Annotated in this window: 13 protein-coding genes and 1 pseudogene; 9 read left to right on the top strand and 5 right to left on the bottom strand. The window is 70.4% G+C overall.

Features of this window, described 5'->3' with window-relative positions; genetic code table 11:
- The first annotated feature begins 2 nt into the window (after nt 1-2).
- Nucleotides 3-1,022 carry a sensor histidine kinase gene (locus tag ACFYMM_RS17265; protein WP_388387158.1) on the top strand — a complete coding sequence of 340 codons (1,020 nt, stop codon included), beginning with the start codon at nt 3-5 and terminating at the stop codon, nt 1,020-1,022.
- Nucleotides 1,019-1,687: a response regulator gene (locus tag ACFYMM_RS17260; RefSeq protein ID WP_388387156.1), complete on the top strand. Its 669-nt coding sequence runs from the start codon at nt 1,019-1,021 to the stop codon at nt 1,685-1,687. Before ACFYMM_RS17265 ends, ACFYMM_RS17260 begins: the two co-directional genes overlap by 4 nt.
- 170 nt (nt 1,688-1,857) lie before the next feature.
- Here ACFYMM_RS17260 and ACFYMM_RS17255 read toward each other — a convergent pair whose 3' ends face one another.
- The 3 genes from ACFYMM_RS17255 to ACFYMM_RS17245 form a co-directional block, all read right to left on the bottom strand.
- Nucleotides 1,858-2,703: an RNA polymerase sigma factor SigF gene (locus ACFYMM_RS17255; RefSeq protein ID WP_388387355.1), complete on the bottom strand. Its 846-nt coding sequence runs from the start codon at nt 2,701-2,703 to the stop codon at nt 1,858-1,860.
- 97 nt (nt 2,704-2,800) lie between these two features.
- The gene (locus ACFYMM_RS17250) at nt 2,801-4,564 is read right to left on the bottom strand and encodes a thiamine pyrophosphate-dependent enzyme (RefSeq protein ID WP_388387154.1); all 1,764 of its coding nucleotides are present in this window, start codon (nt 4,562-4,564) and stop codon (nt 2,801-2,803) included.
- Nucleotides 4,565-4,578: 14 nt separating this feature from the next.
- Nucleotides 4,579-6,162 (bottom strand): FMN-binding glutamate synthase family protein, encoded by a 1,584-nt coding sequence (locus tag ACFYMM_RS17245; protein ID WP_388387152.1) that lies wholly within the window; start codon nt 6,160-6,162, stop codon nt 4,579-4,581.
- Between the two features lie 299 nt (nt 6,163-6,461).
- Here ACFYMM_RS17245 and ACFYMM_RS17240 point away from each other — a divergent pair, with 299 nt between their 5' ends.
- The 4 genes from ACFYMM_RS17240 to ACFYMM_RS17225 are packed head-to-tail and all read left to right on the top strand — an operon-like array spanning nt 6,462 to nt 10,205.
- Nucleotides 6,462-7,724, top strand: coding sequence for a SpoIIE family protein phosphatase (locus ACFYMM_RS17240; protein ID WP_388387353.1), 1,263 nt, complete (start codon nt 6,462-6,464; stop codon nt 7,722-7,724).
- 44 nt (nt 7,725-7,768) lie between these two features.
- A complete protein-coding gene (locus ACFYMM_RS17235) occupies nt 7,769-8,572 on the top strand; it encodes an alpha/beta fold hydrolase (RefSeq protein WP_388387150.1) in 804 nt (267 codons plus the stop codon).
- On the top strand, nt 8,572-9,870 hold the full coding sequence (locus ACFYMM_RS17230; protein ID WP_388387351.1) for a PP2C family protein-serine/threonine phosphatase: 1,299 nt from the start codon (nt 8,572-8,574) through the stop codon (nt 9,868-9,870). The genes ACFYMM_RS17235 and ACFYMM_RS17230 overlap by 1 nt, the downstream gene beginning before the upstream one ends.
- On the top strand, nt 9,867-10,205 hold the full coding sequence (locus ACFYMM_RS17225; RefSeq protein WP_388387148.1) for an STAS domain-containing protein: 339 nt from the start codon (nt 9,867-9,869) through the stop codon (nt 10,203-10,205). The genes ACFYMM_RS17230 and ACFYMM_RS17225 overlap by 4 nt, the downstream gene beginning before the upstream one ends.
- A gap of 88 nt (nt 10,206-10,293) precedes the next feature.
- Here the strand turns inward: ACFYMM_RS17225 and ACFYMM_RS17220 are convergent, their stop codons facing one another.
- On the bottom strand, nt 10,294-11,121 hold the full coding sequence (locus ACFYMM_RS17220) for a ZIP family metal transporter (RefSeq protein WP_388387146.1): 828 nt from the start codon (nt 11,119-11,121) through the stop codon (nt 10,294-10,296).
- Between the two features lie 280 nt (nt 11,122-11,401).
- On the opposite strand from ACFYMM_RS17220, the gene ACFYMM_RS17215 reads away from it, so the two are divergent.
- The gene (locus tag ACFYMM_RS17215) at nt 11,402-12,778 is read left to right on the top strand and encodes a glycoside hydrolase family 43 protein (RefSeq protein ID WP_388387144.1); all 1,377 of its coding nucleotides are present in this window, start codon (nt 11,402-11,404) and stop codon (nt 12,776-12,778) included.
- 119 nt (nt 12,779-12,897) lie between these two features.
- Complete coding sequence (locus ACFYMM_RS17210; protein ID WP_388387143.1) at nt 12,898-14,544, top strand: hypothetical protein; 1,647 nt, start codon at nt 12,898-12,900, stop codon at nt 14,542-14,544.
- Between the two features lie 60 nt (nt 14,545-14,604).
- Here ACFYMM_RS17210 and ACFYMM_RS17205 read toward each other — a convergent pair whose 3' ends face one another.
- Entirely contained in the window at nt 14,605-15,033 is a 429-nt protein-coding gene (locus ACFYMM_RS17205; RefSeq protein WP_388387141.1) for a VOC family protein, read from the bottom strand.
- A gap of 441 nt (nt 15,034-15,474) precedes the next feature.
- Here ACFYMM_RS17205 and ACFYMM_RS17200 point away from each other — a divergent pair.
- A pseudogene (locus tag ACFYMM_RS17200) lies at nt 15,475-15,566 on the top strand.
- Nucleotide 15,567 lies beyond the last annotated feature (1 nt).

Genomic DNA, 15,567 nt, shown 5'->3' with positions numbered 1-15,567 from the left:
GCGTGGCCGTCGCCGTCCGGCGCCCGCTGCCACTGCCTGCACTGGCGGTGGCGTCGGTGGTGATGGCCACCGACGGCGCGCTCAGCCTGACAGGGGTGCTGGCGACCGCCCTGCTGGTGTACGGGGTGGCGGTTGCCCGACCCGCGCGTGTCGCGGCGTACGCGAGCGCGCTGGCGGGCGTCGCACAACTCGCCTTGATGAACCCTGTGCAGCACATAACAGGGCACGACTACTGGGGGTGGCCGGGGATGAGCCAGAGCCTCATCGTCGAGGCCGCCGCCTGGGCGATCGGATGGTCCACCAGACAGGGCCGCGCCTACACCCGGGGCCTGGTCGAGCAGGCCGAAGAGCGGGCACAGCTCCTCCTCGTCGAGGAACGCATGCGCATCGCCCGGGAGTTGCACGACGTCGTCGCGCACAGTCTGAGCATCGTCGCGGTCCAGGCGGGCGTCGGCCACCACGTCATCGGCAGCCGACCCGACGAGGCCGCGAAGTCCCTCTCCGCCATCGAGACGACGAGCAGGGCAGCCCTGGGAGAGCTGCGTTCACTGCTGGGTGTCCTACGCGATCATGACGGTGCGGAGTGGCTGCCCGGCGGCCTGGACGACCTCGACACGCTCCTCGAACAGACCCGACGGGCCGGTGTCCAGGTCGAGTTGACGATCAGTGGTCACCCGCTCCCCCTCCCCCGGGGTCTGGACCGCGCCGCCTACCGCATCGTGCAGGAGGCCCTGACCAACGTCGTCAAGCATGCCCGCACCAGCCACGCCCGGACGACGGTCGCCTACGCGCCGGGCGAGGTCGCTCTCACGGTCGTCGATGCCGGAGCCGGCCGCACGACCACCCCGATCATCGATGGTCACGGCCTGACCGGCATGAAGGAACGCGCCACCCTCTACGGCGGCGAGGTTCACGCGGGCCCCCTCTCGCCGCACGGCTTTCGCGTCACCGCCAGGCTGCCGTACGCCACGGACGAGGGAACAGCCCGGTTCCCCGTGGGCGCCGATCTGGAGGGCGCATGACGGTGCGGGTCGTCGTGGTGGACGACGAGACGCTGGTGCGTGCCGGGTTCCGGGTGCTGATCGAGTCGGAAAGCGACCTCCAGGTCGTCGGCGAGGCGGCCGACGGCAGCCAGGCGGTCAAGGTGATCCGTGAACTGCGCCCGGATGTGGCCCTGATGGACATCCGGATGCCCGGACTCAACGGCATCGAGGCCATCCGCACGCTGCTCGGCGGTCCCTCTCCGGTGCCCGTCCACGTCCTGGTGCTCACCACCTTCGACCTGGACGAGTACGTCTTCGAGGCGCTCCGCGCAGGCGCCGCGGGCTTCCTCCTCAAGGACACTCCACCCGCACGCCTGATCGACGCCGTGCGGGTGATCGCCACCGGGGAGTCGCTGCTGTCACCCGGCGTCACCCGCAGGCTCATCGAGACCTACGTGCGCCGCCCCGGCTACTCCGGCCCGGTGACCCATGCCCTGGACGGGGTGACCGGCCGCGAGCGGGACGTGCTGGGCCTGATCGCACGTGGCCTGTCCAACAACGAGATCGCGGCGGAGCTGTATCTGACCGTGGGCACGGTCAAGACCCACGTAAGCCATCTGCTGACGAAGCTGGGGGCCAGGGACCGGGCCCAACTCGTCATCGCCGCCTACGAAAGCGGACTGGCAGGTCCCGCACGCCGTTGAAGCAGGACGAGCCTGAGGCCGGCCGAGGGGAGGTCAGCCCGTGGTGGCACCGAGCACTGCCCGCACGACCGCTCGGGCGCTCTCCGGTCGGTGGGCCGGACGCAGCACCGGCGGGTCCGCCCATGTGTCCATGGGCGGACCCGCCGGTGCTGCTGCCGGGGCCGCGACGCTCAGGAGGTGCTCAGCATGCCTTCGCGCAGCCGGGCCAGGAGGCGGTTGATCAGGCGGGAGACGTGCATCTGGGAGACTCCCAGGCGTTCGCCGATCTGGGCCTGGGTCAGTTCCTCCACGAAGCGCCAATGGATGATCTTGCGGTCCCGCTCGTCCAGTTCGGCGATCATCGGGGCGAGCGAGTGGAAGTCCTCGACCAGTTCCAGGGCCGCGTCCTCGTCGCCGATGAAGTCCTGCAGGGCGGACTCGCCGTCCTCGCTGCCGCCGATCGCCGCGTCCAAGGAGGCCGACTTGTAGCCGTTGGAAGCCAGCTGGGCCTCGACCACCTCATTCTCGTCGAGGGACATCAGCTCGGACAGTTCCCTGGTGGTCGGCGTGCGGCCCAGCCGGCTGCGCAGCTCCTCGTTGGCGCGTGCCAGCTGGACGCGGGCCTCCTGCAGCCGACGGGGCACATGCACGGCCCAGGAGGTGTCGCGGAAGAACCGCTTGATCTCTCCCACGATGTACGGCACGGCGAAGGAGGTGAACTCCACCTCGCGGGACAGCTCGAACCGGTCGATCGCCTTGATCAGCCCGATCATGCCGACCTGGACGATGTCCTCCATCTCCTCCGGCCCCCGGCTGCGGAACCGGCCGGCCGCGTAGCGGACGAGGGACATGTTCATCTCGATCAGCGTGTTGCGCGCGTACTGGTACTCCTGCGTGCCCTCCTCCAGCACCGCCAGCTGGTCGAAGAACACCTTCGACAACTCCCGGGCGTCCTTCGGCGCGACCTTGGACGGGTCCGTGACCTCAGGGACGTCCACCGTCCGCTCGGCAGTCCGCAGGGCCGTGGTCGGCATCATCGGGAACCCCTCCCAGTCGTTCAGCTTCGTCATCGCCGGTCCAGCGCCCGGCAAGCACGCGAATACCCCGGACACCGGGCGGCATTCCTCGGATGCGTCAGTTCCCGTTCGGCTCTCCGTGGCTCCGTACGACTTCCTTCACCTTGGCCACCGCGAACCCCCAGCCCTGCTCGACGGTCGGCTTGGCCGGAACGGCGATCTCGTCCGGGTTGGTGAGGACGTCGAGCAGCACCGGTCCCGGACTGCGGAAGGCGCGTCGCACGGCGCTCTCCACGTCGGCCGGGTCCGTCACGCGGATGCCGGTGATTCCCATGGCCTCGGCCACGGCGGCGAAGTCGGGGTTGTCGAGCACCGTGCCGAACTCGGGCAGACCCGCCTGCTCCTGTTCTAGCTTCACCATGCCCAGCCGGCGGTTGTCGAAGACGACGAGCTTGACGGGCAGCCGGTACGTCTTCAGGGTCATGAGGTCACCGAGGAGCATGCTCAGTCCACCGTCGCCGCAGAAGGCGATGACCTGGCGCTCGCGGTCCACGCTCTGGATGCCCAGCGCCTGGGGCATGGCGTTGGCCATCGAGCCGAGGTTGTAGGAGCCGATGAGGCGCCGCTCGCCGCGCATGTCGACGAAGCGTGAGAGCCACACCGTGGCCATGCCGGTGTCGGAGGTGAAGACGGCGTCGTCGTCCGCGATGCGGTCGACCGCCGCGGCCAGGGTCTCCGGGCGGATGTCGTGGCCGCGGTTGTCCAGCGCGGAGCGGACACGGCCCACCAGACCCTTGTCGTGCGAGGGGTCGGCGAGCCGTGCCTGACCGGTGCGCCACTGGTGGAAGCGTTCGCGTGCCTTGTCCAGATGCGCGCGGTCGCGTGCGCCCTCGGCCCCGGCCGGAGCGGCGGCGAGGTGGTCCAGAAGGTCGCGTACGGTGGCGCCGGTGTCCCCCACGAGCCCGACGTCGACCGGTACCCGGCGTCCGATGTGGCTGGCCTCGGTGTCCACCTGGACCACGGTACGGCCCTCGGGATACCAGTCCCGGTAGGGGAAGTCGGTGCCGAGCAGCAGCAGGGTGTCCGCGTCCTGGAGGGCGGCAGCCGCGGCGGGGTTGCCGATCAGCCCGGTCTGCCCCACCTGGAAGGGGTTGGTGTCGCCCTCGAAGCCGGCCTTGGCCTTCAGGGTGAGCACCATGGGTGCGGCCAGGCGGTCGGCGAGGGTGAGGACGTCCTCGCGGGCGGCCCGGGCTCCCTCACCGACGAGCAGGGTGACGCGCTCGGAGCGGTCGAGGATTTCCGCGGCACGGCGGACGGCGGACTCCTCCGGCCGGCTGACGGGAGTGTGCAGGGAGAACCGCGGCGGGCGGTCGGCGGTCAGTTCACGCTCGCCCAGGTCGCCGGGCACGGTGAGGACGGCGACGCCCTTGCGGCCCTGGGCGTGGCGCACCGCCGTCTCCAGCATCTGCGGCAGCTGGTCGGGCGAGGTGACGGTCGCGCGGAAGACGGCCACGTCACTGAAGAGGGCGTCGTTGTCGACCTCCTGGAAGTAGTCGCTGCCGATTTCCGCGAGCGGGACCTGGCCGGCGATCGCCAGGACGGGGGCGTGGCTCTTGGCGGCGTCGTACAGACCGTTGAGCAGGTGCACGGATCCGGGGCCGACCGTGCCCATGCAGACGCCGAGGGTTCCGGTCAGCTGCGACCGCGCGCTCGCGGCGAAGGCCGCCGCCTCCTCGTGCCGGCACCCCACCCACTCCAGTCCCTCGGTGGTGCGGATGGCGTCCGTGAGCGGGTTGAGGGCGTCTCCCACGACGCCGAACACCTGGCGCACGCCAAGCTCGCTCAGCGCGTCGACGATGACGCGGGCAACGGTACGGGCCACGTGATTCCTCCAGGTCATACGGTGAAACGGTCGGGGTCGGCGGCCTGCCAGTCGGCCGCCCAGGAAGCCGGCGGCTCGGCGAGCAACTGCCCGGGCGCGAGCCACTCGTACAGCTCCTCGTAGGAGCGTTCGGTGAGGGGGTCGATGCGCCGGCGGAGCATGTGGGGGCGCAGCTGTGCGGGATCGGTGACGCCCATGGACGCCATGATCTGCAAAGCGGAGGCCACGGTCGCCTGCTGGAAGCGCTGGACGCGTGGCGTCTTGTCCCGCACGTCCAGGGCCCGGGCTCGGCGGGGGTCCTGGGTCGTGACACCGGTGGGGCAGGTGTTGGTGTGGCACCGCTGCGCCTGGATGCAGCCCACGGCGAACATCATGGCTCGCGCCGCGTTGCCGTAGTCGGCGCCCTGAACCATGCGTTTGACGAGATCCGTACCGGTGGCGATCTTGCCGCTCGCCCCGATCCGGACCCGGTCGCGCAGGCCCACGCCGACGAGCGCGTTGTGCACGGTGAGCAAACCCTCGGTGAGCGGGGTGCCCACATGGTCGGCGAACTCCAGCGGCGCGGCACCGGTCCCGCCCTCGGCGCCGTCGACCACGATGAAGTCGGGTGCCGTGCCCTCTTCCAGCATGGCCTTGCACACGGCCAGGAACTGCCGGCGGGAACCGACGCACAGCTTGAATCCGGTGGGCTTCCCACCGGACAGCTCACGCATACGGGCGATGAAGCGGACGAGTTCGCGCGGGGTGGAGAACACGCGGTGATAGGGCGGAGAGACGACCGTGCGCCCCTCGGGCACGTCCCGGACCCGGGCGATCTCGGCGTTCACCTTGGCTCCCGGGAGAACCCCTCCGATGCCCGGCTTGGCGCCCTGCGAGAGTTTCAGGGACACGCACTTCACATGATCGTGCGCCGCCTTGTCGGAGAACTCGGCGGGGTCGAAGTCGCCGTCGCGCGTGCGGCAGCCGAAGTATCCGGTGCCGATCTCCCACACGAGGTCGCCGCCAGGACGCAGGTGGTACTCCGACAGCCCGCCCTCACCGGTGTCGTGGGCGAAACCGCCGGCCGCCGCCCCGCCGTTGAGGGCCAGGATCGCGTTGGCCGACAGCGAGCCGAAGCTCATCGCCGACACGTTCAGCAGCGCCATGTCGTAGGGGCGGCCGCAGTCGGGGCCGCCGATCCGCACGCGGGGCGGGGACTCCGGTACCGGGCAGGGCGCCATCGACGGGACCAGGAACTCGTAACCGGGCAGGTAGACGTCCCGTTCGGTGCCGTACGGCTCCTCCGCGTCGGTGCCCTTGGCACGCTCGTAGACGATGCTGCGTACGTCACGGTCGAAGGGCCGGCCGTCGAAGTTCCGCTCGATGAAGTACTGCTGCAGTTCCGGACGTATGCGCTCCATGAGATAGCGGGCATGGCCGAGGACGGGGTAGTTGCGCAACACCGAATGCCGGCGTTGCAGCAGGTCCCACACTCCCAGCAGCCCCAGCAGCGTCACCGGCACGGCGGCGAGCAACCACCAAAGGGAGGCCCAGGCCGCTGCCAGGGACGCCAGCACACCCGCGACGAGAGTCAGGACGACGATTGCTATGCGTGTCACCACTTGCTCATTGCCGTGCGCTCGATCTCCAGTCCTGCGGTTATGTCAAAAGCCCTCCAAGCACGGAGAGCGTGCGAGGTCGCGGCCCACCGCCCCGGTGACATCCGCTCGGCCCGTGATCACGGGTCGCTCGCCGGGTCCCGGGGTCTGCGTTCTGCGAGGATGAGTCGTATGGACGTGCGAGGCAGGAGCCGGGTGCGGGCGTCCGGCCTCAGGCACACGGGATTCGGCCCCTTCGTCGAGGCGCAGGTCGAAGACGGCCGGCACATCGCCCTTGACCCGACCGGGACACCGCGATGATGTGCCGGGCCGACGGCGAACCGCACCCGGAGCCCGACGAGCGCACGGGCGACGAGCAGCCGTTCTCCGCCCTGCTGGAGGACAGCCCCGAGGACCTGTACGAAAACGCTCCGTGCGGATACCTGTCCACCCTGCTGGACGGCCAGATCGCCAAGGTCAACACCACCCTGCTGAACTGGCTGGGCTACCGGCGCGAGGACCTCGTCGGCCGCAGGAGGTTCTCCGACCTCCTCACGGTCGGCGGGCGGCTGTACCACGAGACGCACTTCGCGCCGCTGCTGCGCATGCAGGGCGAGATCAGCGGCATCGCGCTGGAAATGGCGGCGGCCGACGGCAGCCGGCTGCCGGTCCTGGTGACCTCCACCGTCAAGACCGGGAGCGACGGACAGCCGCTGTTGATCCGCACGACCGTCTTCGACGCCGGCGACCGCCGCGCCTACGAGAAGGAGCTGCTGCGCGCCCGCCAGGACTCCGAGCGCGAACGCGAACGCCTCCAGCAGCTGACGACCACCCTGCAGGCCACGCTGCTGCCGCCCGTCCTGGCGAACGTGCCGGGCCTCGACGTGGCGGCGCATTACCACATCGCCTCCGTCGACGAGGTCGGCGGAGACTTCTACGACCTGTTCCCCCTCGCCGCCGGGACCTGGGGGATGTTCCTGGGGGACGTGTGCGGCAAGGGCGCCGAAGCGGCGGCCGTCACTTCCCTGACCCGCTACACCCTGCGTGCCGCAGCGGTCTACGACCCCGACCCCGCCGAGGTCCTGAGGAACCTCAACACCGTCCTCAACCAGGAGTACAACGGCACCGACCCACGGTTCTGCACCGTCCTGTTCGGCCTGCTCACCCCCGACGGCGGCGACGGCGGATTCCGCATCACCCTGGCCAGTGGTGGCCATCCCCCGGCCCTGCTGCTCCGCGCCGACGGCACCGCCGACTTCCTGCCGACGCCCGGCGGCCAGCTCATCGGTGCCCTTCCCGACGCCGGCATCGCCACCACCGCCTTCCGCCTCGATCCCGGCGACACCCTGCTCCTGTACACCGACGGTCTCACCGAAGCCCGCACGACCGTGCGCGGCGACCGCTACGGTGACGACGCACTCCTCGGCTTCGGCCGCGCCCTGGCCCCCAGCACCGCCCAGAGCACGGTCTCAGCCATCCGCGATCTCCTCGACACGCTCGGCGCCGGGGTGGACGACGACGCCGCCGTCCTGGCCGTTCACGTGCCCCGCCCCGGCGGTGCGGGGCGCCCAGAAAAGAGCTGACCACCCGGCACAGGGTCCCGGGACCGGCCTGAGACACTGGCGGAATGGATATCGTCCGCAGGAACAACGTCACCGTCACCGGCAACCCCGAAGGGCGCACGGTGGTGCTTGCGCATGGGTTCGGCTGTGACCAGAACATGTGGCGGTTGACGGTCCCTGCGCTGGTCCGGGACTACCGGGTCGTGCTGTTCGACTACGTCGGCTCGGGCCGCTCCGACCCGGCGGCGTTCTCCGAGGACCGGTACTCCGCCCTGGACGGATACGCCAGGGACGTGGTGGAGGTGTGTGAGGCTCTGGACCTGCGCGACGCGGTGTTCGTGGGGCATTCGGTCAGCGCGATGATCGGCGTACTGGCCGTCGGCATGGCTCCGGAGCGGATCGGCGCGCTGGTGATGGTGGCGCCGTCGCCGCGGTACATCGACGCCGAGGGCTACCGGGGCGGTTTCAGCGCCGAGGACATCGACGAGCTGCTCGAGTCACTGGAGTCGAACTATCTCGGCTGGTCGGCGGCGATGGCACCGGTGATCATGGGAAATGCCGACCGACCCGAACTCGGCGTGGAACTCAAGAACAGCTTCTGCGCCACCGACCCGGACATGGCGCGCGTCTTCGCACGGACCACCTTCCTGTCGGACTCGCGGGACGACCTGAAGGACCTGCGGGTTCCGACGCTGGTGCTGGAATGCACCCAGGACGTCATCGCTCCCCGAGAGGTCGGCGCCTTCGTCCACCAGGCGGTTCACGGCTCGACGCTGGTCACTCTCGACGCCACCGGGCACTGCCCCCACCTGTCCGCCCCCGAGGCCACCAACCAGGCGATCACGGAGTTCCTGGCGGCCCTGCGATGATGTGCCGCACCGAACAGCAGCCCGGCCCCCATGACGCCGACGACGAGAGGGCCTCGGACGCGGCCTTCGCCACGCTGCTGGAGGACAGCGCCGAAGACCTGTACGAGTCCGCCCCGTGCGGATATCTGTCGACGCTGATGGACGGCACCATCGCGAAGATCAACGCCACGCTCTTGGACTGGCTCGGCCTGCGTCGCGAGGCAGTGGTGGGCCGTATGCGGTTCACCGACCTGCTGACCGTGGGCGGCAAGCTCTACCACGAGACACACTTCGCGCCGCTGCTGCGGATGCAGGGCGAGGCCAGCGGGATCGCCCTGGACATCAAGCAGGCCGACGGCGGCCGGATACCCGTGCTGGTCTCCTCGGTGGTCAAGCACGGCACCATGGGCGAGCCGCTGCTGACGCGCACCACCCTCTTCGACGCCCGGGACCGCCGCGCCTACGAAGAGGAACTCCTGCGCCGTCAACAAGCGGCCGAAGAGGCGCGCAAGCAGGCCGAGGCCGACCGGGCCCGGCTGCAGGACGCCCTCGCCGTACTGCAGCAGTCGCTGCTGCCCGACAGCCTGCCGCAGGTCCCGGGCGTGGAGACGGCCGCCTACTACCACACGGCCTCGCCGGACCGGCTGGGCGGCGACTTTTACGACGTCTTCCCCGTCGACGGCAAACGTTTCGCGTTCTTCCTCGGCGACGTGTGCGGCAAGGGCCCGCAGGCCGCGGCACTCACCTCACTGACCCGGTACACCCTGCGCGCCGCCGCCCTGCACGACCCCGACCCCGTGTCCGCCCTGACCACCCTGAACACGGTGCTGCACGAGCGCTACGCCGCCGGCGGCGATCCGCGCTACTGCACGGCCATATTCGGCACGCTCGAATTCGACCCCGCCACCGGACAGGTCGCCGTCCAGCTCGCCTCGGGCGGCCATCCGCCCGTGCTCGTCCTGCGCGCCGACGGCACGGCCGGCTACCTGCCCACCCCCGGTGGCCTCCTCGTGGGCATCCTGCCCGAGGCCTGCTTCACCGCCGTCAGCACAGTCCTCAGTCCCGGCGACACGCTCCTGCTCTACACCGACGGCCTCACCGAAGCCCGCACCGGCAACGACCGCACCAGCCTCTACGGTGACGACGGCCTGCTCGCCTTCGCCACCAGCCAGGCCGGCAAATCCCCGCGCGCCGTCGTCCAGGCCGTCACCGGGCTGCTCGACAGCTTCGGTGACGGTCTCGACGACGACACCGCCGTGCTCGCCCTCGGCGCCCCCGCCGACCTCCCCGCCTGCCCGACGACAAGAACACCAGAATGAGCCCACTGAAGATCATCACCCGAGACGCCATGACCGGTCCCGTTCTGGAGATCATCGGAGCACTGGACTACAACAGCGCCACCCAGCTGCGCGATCACCTCGCCACCATCGTCCTCCGACCGGGCCAACACCTCGTCCTGGATCTGGCCGCCATGGAATTCTGCGACTCGAGCGGCATCACCGCCCTGATCGCCGCACGCAACCACGCGCACGCCGCCCAGGCGGGCATCGCGCTCGCCGCGGTCCCGCCGCACACCCTGCGCGTGCTCCGCATCGTCGGCCTCGACCAGATCTTCCCGCTCTATCCGGACAGCGAGACCGCCACCCGCTCCTGACGAGGATCGCCCGGCCCATCGACCGCCGGTGGCAGGTGCCGGCGGCTTCTCCCGGCTGGCGGTGGCGGTCTGTGGTCCGGCCGCCGGTTCAGGCGCCGGCGGCCGTGACGACGGCGTCCGTGGCGAAGCCGAGCAGGAGGCCGGCCAGGACGCACCAGGTGGTGAGTGTCTTGAAACCGGTCTTGCGGGCGACGGCCAGCAGTTCGATCACGACGTAGAGGATCGAGCCGGCGGCGAGGCCGAGGAAGGCGATGGACAGGGTGTCGTTGACCAGGTGCTGCCCCACCAGCGTGCCGACGAAGGTCGGGCCGCCGCCGATCAGGCCGAGCCACAACAGGGTGAGCCAGGAGGGGCGTTCACCCTCGGCGGCCAGGGGGGCGACGATACCGAAGCCCTCGGTGGCGTTGTGCAGGCCGAAGCCCGTGATCAGCAGGACGGCCAGGGAGATCTCACCCTGGGCGGCGGAGTTGCCGATGGCCAGGCCCTCGGCGAAGTTGTGCAGACCGATGCCGGTGGCGATCATCAGGGCGAGCGAGCCCGCCTGACTGCGCGCCTTCGGCGCCAGCTCGGACGCCGCGGCGGCACCCGGCCCGGCCGGCCGGGCGGTGGCGCTCCGGCGACGGGCGATCCAGGCGTCGTAGTGCACGAGTCCGGCGAGCCCGATGGTCAGGCCTGCGGCAAGGGTGAAGCCGCCCGAGGCGACGGTCCCCCAGTTGTGCTTGCTCAGTGCCTCGTCGACGGGCTCCCAGGCGTGCGTCAGCACATCCCACACGAGGAAGATCAGGATGCCGATGGCCACGGCGTTCAGGCCGGCCTTCAGTCGGGGTGCGGGTGAGCGCAGACGGCCGATGGGGAGGCCGAGGTAGATGGTGAAGCCTGCGATGGCGCCGAGCAGGGCGATGTTGGCGCTGGACATGGGGACTCCGGTCTGGTGCACAAAGGAAGCGCACAGAACGTAAAGCAGGCAAGGCTTGCCTAACAAGTTCGCGGAGTCGGTCTTCCGGAATCTTGGGGAAGTCGTTACTGGAGCCCAGCCGACTTTCGATGGGGCTGGTGCGCACAGGTTCCACCAATGATGTTCAGGTGATTGACGGGAGCATGCCCACGGCCTACGTTCTGACCGACTTGCCGAACCATGTTCGATATGCCGATCAAGGCTTGCCGTCGTTGAGGGCCGCACACCCCCTGGAGCACGGATGACCACCTCCCGCCGCCACTTCCTCGGCATGGCCGCCGCTACGCCCCTGGCCATGACCGGCGTGCTGGGCCTCGGTGCCGGGACCGCCCAGGCCGCCGACTCGGCATACGTGATGTGCTACTTCACCGAGTCGACCAAGCTCGGCGACGGCACGGACTACGGCCTCCACCTGGCCGTCAGCCCCGACGGGCTCGAGTGGACGCCGCTCAACCAGAACAACCCCGTGGTCACCCCCACCGCCGGCGACCTCGGCCTGCGTGACCCCTTCATCCTGCGCAAGCAGGACGGCACCTTCGTGGTGCTCGCCACCGACCTCAAGGGCACGGACTGGACGTACGTCAGCCAGTACATCCACGTCTGGGACTCCACCGACCTGCGCACCTTCACCGGCTACCGGCGGATGAAGCTGCACGACATGAACACCCACAGCTGGGCACCCGAGGCCTACTGGGACGCGAGCCGCGGCCAGTACGGGGTGATCTACTCCGCCGTCAACTCCAGCGGCCACAACGTGATCATGGTGAACTACACCGGCGACTTCGTCACGGCCTCCGCCCCGCAGGTCTTCTTCGACCCCGGCTACGACGTGATCGACGGCGACATGGCCGTGGGCGTCGACGGTTACAACTACCTCTACTTCAAGGGCGACCAGACGCTGCGGGGGGCGAGGTCCACCTCCCTGAACCCGGGCAGCTTCACCGAGTTCAGCACGGGCGTGGCGCACGGCGGCACAGAGGCCCCGACGCTGGTGAAGTCCCTCCGTTCCGGGACCTGGTGGCTCTGGGGCGACACGTACACCCCGAACGGCGTCTTCTACGCCTGGCAGGCCGGCGGCGTCGCCTCCGGGACCTGGACGGCCCTGGACCAGAGGACCTACACCCAGCCGGTCAACTCCAAGCACTGCGGCATCACGACGATCACCACGAGCGAGTACGACAACCTGCTCGCGAAGTGGGGCAGCCCGGCCTGGAACCGGCTCAAGTCGTACAACCTCCCGTCCCGTTACCTCCGCCACTCCGACTATGTGGGCCGGATCGACGAGTACCCGATCGATCCGTACAAGGACTCACTGTGGACCCTGGTCCCCGGGCTCGCCGACAGCACCGGGGTGTCCTTCCGGTCGGTCAACTACCCGACCCGTCACCTGCGGCACTACAACTACGCGCTCCAGCTGGACGTGGACGACAACACGTCGACCTTCGCCGCCGACGCGACCTTCTACCGCACACCGGGCCTCGCGGACGCGAGCTGGGCGTCCTTCCGGTCGTACAACCACCCCGCCCGGTACATCCGCCACTCGGACCACGTGCTGCGCATCGACCCGGTCTCCACGGCCACGGACCGGCAGGACGCGACCTTCCGGGTCGGGTACTGACCTGGAAGGCCCCCGCGCCACACAGCCTGAAAGCATCCATTCCGCGCGGCGATCGGCCGGTATGCCCCATGATGGGACCGCCCCGGGTAACGGATCAAGCAAGGCTGGGAGGACTCGACATGGCGGTGGTGGTCGGCGCACAGCAGACCGAGAGTGTCGCGGGACGGGTATGGACGGTTCGACTGGACCCCTACGGCCGCCCCGCCGCCGGCGAGGTGAAGCTCTCCTGCTCCCGCCCGGCCTGCGCCGATCAGCGCTTCCCCGGCGGCGCGGCTGCCGGACGCAAGGCCGCGATCGGCCACGTCAACACGCACCTGGCTCACATCCGCACGGGCGGCGGCCCGCGCGGCGACGCGTGGTGTGCCTGCCGCGCCGCCGACTGCGCCTGGCACACCCCCGAACCCGTCGCCCCCGGGCGGCGCGGTGGTTCACGACCGGTGGCGGGTGCGGTGCGCTGCGGGGGCCCGGTGGTGCTGACGGTGTACGCGGACCGTACCGGAAGGCTGTGGCGGATCGCGGAGATGTGCGCGCGCTGCGCGGCGGCCACACCCGACTGCCGGGTCCTGGACACCGCTCCGCCCCCCGCTCGCACCGCACCGGCCAGGACGGCCCGGGCATCGGAGAAGCCGGCCGCGGAGCCCTCGGGCGGTCCGCTGGGCGAGGGGGTCGCAGCGGTGTTCTCCGACCACAACCCCGCCCCCACCGCCGGTGGTTCGCCTTCTCCGGCCGCCCGTCCGGCTTCGGTCCCCCGTACCCGCGCCGCCGCGTCGGACGGAGCGTCCCGGCGGCCGAAACGGTCGGGGAAGATCGCGCAGCGAATCGTGCCCCACGACCTCGAGCCCGACGTCCTGCGCCTCGAACTCATCGAGCTGGGTGACGCGTTCCGCGCCTACCAACAGTGCGCCGAACCCGACCTCGCCCTCCTCGCCGAACTTCACGACCGCAAGGCCCGGGCGTTCGCCCTGTGGGCCGACGTGAGCGGCGACGGCTCCCTGCGCCACGAGGCGAGGCGTGCCGAGCAGGCGGCACAGACCACCCGCGAGATGCACGAGAACCGCGTCGGCCGGCCCGCCGGTGACACGGCCGACGCGGACGGGCCGGTGGTGGAGCGGCTGCTGACCCGGCAACAGGCCGCCCACGCCCGCGCCGTGCTGGACTACGCAGCCGCCCATGCCCCGCACCCGGAAGCCTCGGTGCGCCTCGCCGTGCTCATGCTCACCCTGCGGACCGCGCGCGCCGGCACCGGGAACATCACCGGCCAGGACGTGGCCGGCTGGCTCCAGGACGACGCCGAACGGGTGCTTCGGCAACTGGTGGCGGCCGACTGGCTGCGGCTGCCCGGCACCGCTGCCGACGTGATGGCCTCCCGGCCGGAAGAACCCACGGCCATCACCGTCCCGGCACTGCTGCCCGGGCAACCCCGCCCGTCCGCCTTCGGCAAGACGACCCGCGCGAGGATCTCCGGCTGGGCCCAGAAGATCGTCGGTGACCGGAAGATCCGCAAGAAGAAATTGCAGTCGAGCGTCCGGCTCCTGGCCTTGTACACCGCCGCCCACACCCGCCCCGGCGGCCACCTCGGATGCCCCGAGGACGGTGGGCTGGACCTGGACCAGGTCGCCGCGTTCTGCACCTTGCCGCCCGACCAGGTCGCCGAGCACGCCGGACTGCTGGTCGCCGCCGACTGGCTCACCGAAGCCGACATCACCGGAGGAAGGCTGCGGGGGCAGCTCACCGAGCGGGTTCTGCCGTTGGGCGGCCTTCTGTGAGCGCCGGGCCCGCCGGGTCGACGTCACGCTCGTACCCTCGACGCCCGGCCGTGAGGAGGCTCAGTCGAGGCAGAACTCGTTGCCCTCGACGTCCTGCATCACGATGCACGAGTCGTTGCCGTCGTACAGCAGTCGCACGCGTACCGCGCCGAGCGGAAGGAGTCGGGCGCACTCGGCTTCGAGCGTGGCGAGGCGGTCTTCGCCCACGAGTCCGGTGCCGACCCGCACGCAGAGGTGCACCCGGTTCTTGACGACTTTGCCTTCGGGAACGCGCTGGAAGAACAGTCGCGGGCCGACCCCCGAGGGGTCGCTGCAGGCGAACCACGAACCCCGGTCCTCGGGAGCGCGGGAGCGGTCGAACTCGTCCCACGTGGCGAACCCCTGCGGCGGCGGCGATACGACGTACCCCAACACCTCGCACCAGAAGCGAGCGACGCGCTCGGGTTCCGCGCAGTCGAAGGTCACTTGGAACTGCTTGATCGATGGCACAGGCGCACGATAACAGGCGCTCCGTCGCTCATCTCCGGTCAAAAGTCCACATGTTGGCGTGGGGGCCGGTCAACGTCGCGCCATGACCACGGGAGTGATTCTCGCGCCCGCTGCGCCGCGGACCGGTTGCGCCGGGACACGGAGGCGATCCACGCCCCCGGTGTCAGCGGCGTGCAGGCCCGCACGATCGCACCTGACGATCGGCAGGACGTCGCCACCAGCGGCACGGCCGACCTGCAAGACCCTGGTCGCCACCGTCGTGCTCCGGCTGGAGGCCGGGGGCGGGCTGTCGACGGAGGACACCGTCGACCACTGGCTGCCCGCGGTGGTGCGGGGCCACGGCGACGACGGCAGCCGTGTCACCATCCGTCAGCCGCTTGTCAGCCCGCCCTGCGAGAGTTGTCCACGTGAACGGCGCCGGACAACCGGAGCCGGACACGGGGAGAGGTGCCCGGAGTGGTTGATCGGGGACCAGAGCACAGCTCACGGTCGGGCCCTTGCGGCCCACGCAGGTTCGAATCCTGCCCTCTCCGC

Source organism: Streptomyces sp. NPDC006739 (genome assembly GCF_042869815.1).
In the GTDB taxonomy this organism is placed as follows: Bacteria; Actinomycetota; Actinomycetes; order Streptomycetales; family Streptomycetaceae; genus Streptomyces.
Note: the sequence above shows the minus strand (reverse complement) of the source record. Positions and strands in the feature narration are given on the sequence as shown.

Coding starts and splice junctions, on each gene's coding strand:
- ACFYMM_RS17260 (WP_388387156.1), top strand. CDS start 1,019: ATGACGGTGCGGGTCGTCGTGGTGGACGACGAGACGCTGGTGCGTGCC.
- ACFYMM_RS17255 (WP_388387355.1), bottom strand. CDS start 2,703: ATGATGCCGACCACGGCCCTGCGGACTGCCGAGCGGACGGTGGACGTC.
- ACFYMM_RS17240 (WP_388387353.1), top strand. CDS start 6,462: ATGTGCCGGGCCGACGGCGAACCGCACCCGGAGCCCGACGAGCGCACG.
- ACFYMM_RS17235 (WP_388387150.1), top strand. CDS start 7,769: ATGGATATCGTCCGCAGGAACAACGTCACCGTCACCGGCAACCCCGAA.
- ACFYMM_RS17230 (WP_388387351.1), top strand. CDS start 8,572: ATGTGCCGCACCGAACAGCAGCCCGGCCCCCATGACGCCGACGACGAG.
- ACFYMM_RS17225 (WP_388387148.1), top strand. CDS start 9,867: ATGAGCCCACTGAAGATCATCACCCGAGACGCCATGACCGGTCCCGTT.
- ACFYMM_RS17220 (WP_388387146.1), bottom strand. CDS start 11,121: ATGTCCAGCGCCAACATCGCCCTGCTCGGCGCCATCGCAGGCTTCACC.
- ACFYMM_RS17215 (WP_388387144.1), top strand. CDS start 11,402: ATGACCACCTCCCGCCGCCACTTCCTCGGCATGGCCGCCGCTACGCCC.
- ACFYMM_RS17210 (WP_388387143.1), top strand. CDS start 12,898: ATGGCGGTGGTGGTCGGCGCACAGCAGACCGAGAGTGTCGCGGGACGG.